Raw genomic sequence first — 3,071 nt, forward strand, 5'->3', positions numbered from 1 at the left:
CCGCCGGCAGTCGATGCCATTGCCATAGAATTGTCCTCCCGTGAGACCTTGTCCTCGATGCTGTGCCTCATTGTCCGCGTTCTCCTCCGAACATGGACTCATGCACTGCGATCACGGAAAAAATGACAGAAAGCGTGCGCCAACGTCAGGGCGTCTTTGGGATTATGACTTTGGTATTAGGTGCGCTGCGGGATGAAGCGGAGCCAGCGGCGGAGCCGTCAGCCCTTGAGCGCTTCCAATAGCCCGGCGGCAGCCATCATGTCGCGCTTGCGGGCCGAGCGGCGCGCGACTGCTTCGGCGTCCTGTCCCCAATGCTCGATCTGCCAGTCCTCGTCGACATGGCCGGCCGCCCAGGCCGCCTCGGCGTCGAGTTCGCCGAAATCGACAGCCAGCGCCAGCAGCGCCGAACCGGTCAGCGAGGTCATCACATGGATGGCAGCGAGCCGCAGCGGTTCGGCACGCTGGGCAAGATGACTTCCCAGCACGGCGATCGTCTCACGCGGCTGCTCGACATGGATGATGCCTTCGGCGAGATTGAAGCGAGCCCCGAGGCTGCCGCGCACCCAATCAAGGACCGGGTCCCAATGTTCGTTCTGCCGCTCCACCAAGCCTTGCGGCGCATCGGCGCGGTAGCAGAGCAGATCGGACGAAGCGAAGCGCAGAATGTCTTCCAGCACCGCCTGCGGATCGCTGGCGACGCCGTCGATAGCAGTGTTGACGAGGCGCATCACCGGCATCGCCACCGGGTTGATGGTTTCGCTCTGCGCTGCAAACTCGTCGGCGACGAGTGCAGCCGCCGCCTCGGTCGGCAGCGCCAGCAGCGCCTTGCCCGGCGTGCGCACCGGCTTGCCGTCGAGATGCACGGCAAAGCCGTCTTCCACCGGCGCAACCGCGACGGTCTTGTAGAAACGCTTCGGCAAAGGCGTCTTCATCTGGATCTGGGCACGGCGCACCGGATCCGGATCGGAAAGCTGCTTGCCCGCTTCGAGGTCGTTGAGGATATCACGCATTGAAAGGCTCTCTCAAACCGGCACGAGCTTGCGCGACGGCCGGTTGACGATGACGAGGCCGGCGGCAATCAGGCCAAGTGCCAGGAAGATGCGCATGGTCAGCGGCTCATTCAAGAACATGGCGCCGCACAGCACGCCGAAAACCGGTGACAGGAAGGTGAAGCTGGACAGGCCTGAAGCCGGATAGCGCCTCAGCAGCCAGAACCAAAGCACATAGGTGAAGGCAACGATGTAGACTGCCTGGAAAAGCAGCGCCAATGTCGGCAGCACGGCAGGGTCGCGGATGGGCGCACCGGCGAGAGGCAACACCAGTATTCCGACGATTGCCGCACCGGCGAGTTGATAGAGCAGCAGCTTCTCGGCACTCGCCTCGACCAGCTTCGACCGCTTGATGAGGATGTTGGTCAAGGCCCAGAAAAATCCAGAGCCAAGGCTCAAGAGATCGCCGAACAGCATGTCCCCGCCGCCGCCAAGCTTGTCGGAAAACACCGCGGCAAGGCCGCCAAAGGCCAGCAGCAGGCCAAGGAACTTGCGCAAGGTGATCTGCTCGCCAAGCAGGAAATGGCCGCCGATCAGCATCCAGAACGGCATTGTGTTGACCAGCAGCGTGTTGCGGGCGACGGTCGTGTGCTCCAGGCCGACATAGAGGCAGAGGAACTCGATGCCGAACAACGCGCCAACCGCGATGCCGGCGAGCAATGTCCCGTCGCGCGTGAAAAGCGCGATGCCGCGCCAGCGGCACCACGCGAAGACACACAGGCCGCCGATGACCGAGCGCGCGATCGACAGGAAGACTGGATCGTAACCGGCGTAGGAAATCTTGGCGGCGACGTAGTTCAGCCCCCAGGAAAAGGTCAGGCCGACCATGATTGCGGCGGCGGCCATGTCGACCGTGTCGCGCCGGTCGAGCGTATCGGTCGCGCCGCTCACAATCAGTCCTCCGCGCTGGCGTCGTCGAAGCCGATCAGGTTCCAGCTCTGGCGCATATGCGGTGGCATCGGCGCGGTGACATCGATGACGCCCTTGTCCGGGTGCGGAATGATGATGCGGCGCGCATGCAAATGCAGGCGGTTTTGAATGCCACCAGGGAAATCCCAATTGGTGTCGGCCTCGAAATATTTCGGGTCGCCGATGATCGGGCAGCCGATATAGGCAGCATGAACACGAAGCTGGTGCGTGCGGCCGGTGTAGGGCTCCATTTCCAGCCAGGTCATCGTCTGCGCCGCCTGCTCGATGATGCGGTAGTAGGACACGGCGTGGTCGGCGCCCTTTTCGCCATGCGCGGCGACGCGCACCCGATCGCCATCGGGCGTCGGCTCCTTGATCAGCCAGGTCGAGATCTTGTCCTCACGCTTGGGCGGTACGCCCTTGACCAGCGCCCAATAGGTCTTCTTGGTCTCGCGGGCGCGAAACGCTTCCGACAGCTTCATTGCGGCAAGCCTGGTGCGGGCGACGACCAGTACGCCCGAAGTGTCGCGGTCGAGGCGATGGACCAGCCGCGGCTTCTCGCCCTTCTGGTTGCGCCAGGCTTCCAGCATGTCGTCGACATTGCGGGTGACGCCCGAGCCGCCTTGCACCGCGAGGCCCGCCGGCTTGTTGAAGACGAAGACCTTGGGATCTTCATGGATCAGCATTTTCGCCAGGACGTCGGCATCGCCCTGGTTGCGGATCGAGTGACCGGTCAGCGCGCTCTCGCCCTTCTTGTCCACCTCGAGCGGCGGAACGCGCACCATCTGGCCGGGTTCGACGCGGGTGTCGGCCTTGACCCGGCCGCCATCGACGCGGATCTGGCCGGAGCGCAGCAGCTTTTGCAGATGGCCGAAGCCCAGGCCCGGGAAATGGGTCTTGAACCAGCGATCGAGCCGCATGCCCGCCTCGCCGGTCGAACCCGGCCAGATGGTGCGCGTTCCGCCGCTCGAGGTGGACAAGAAGGGCGAGAGCGCGCTGACCGGTCACTCGATCCGCAACCAGGGCGATGCCGACGTCCTGGCGAAAATGCTGATCCATGAAGATCCCAAGGTCTTCGTCTTCAACAAGCCGGCGGGCCTCGCGGTGCAAGGC

At 63.9% G+C, this 3,071-nt stretch carries 3 protein-coding genes and 1 pseudogene; 1 reads left to right on the plus strand and 3 read right to left on the minus strand.

Annotated features, from left to right (window positions below; genetic code table 11):
- Positions 1–218: 218 nt before the first annotated feature.
- The 3 genes from ACXJ7R_RS28785 to ACXJ7R_RS28795 are packed head-to-tail and all read right to left on the minus strand — an operon-like array spanning position 219 to position 2,878.
- The gene (locus ACXJ7R_RS28785; RefSeq protein ID WP_457154791.1) at positions 219–1,010 is read right to left on the minus strand and encodes an ATP12 family chaperone protein; all 792 of its coding nucleotides are present in this window, start codon (positions 1,008–1,010) and stop codon (positions 219–221) included.
- Between the two features lie 12 nt (positions 1,011–1,022).
- Complete coding sequence (locus ACXJ7R_RS28790) at positions 1,023–1,895, minus strand: DMT family transporter (RefSeq protein WP_457154793.1); 873 nt, start codon at positions 1,893–1,895, stop codon at positions 1,023–1,025.
- Positions 1,896–1,942: 47 nt separating this feature from the next.
- Positions 1,943–2,878 carry an RluA family pseudouridine synthase gene (locus ACXJ7R_RS28795; protein ID WP_457154792.1) on the minus strand — a complete coding sequence of 312 codons (936 nt, stop codon included), beginning with the start codon at positions 2,876–2,878 and terminating at the stop codon, positions 1,943–1,945.
- A gap of 13 nt (positions 2,879–2,891) precedes the next feature.
- Here ACXJ7R_RS28795 and ACXJ7R_RS28800 point away from each other — a divergent pair.
- A pseudogene (locus tag ACXJ7R_RS28800) lies at positions 2,892–3,071 on the plus strand (RluA family pseudouridine synthase); the annotation flags it as partial.

The sequence above is a fragment of the Mesorhizobium sp. P5_C1 genome (assembly GCF_054049815.1).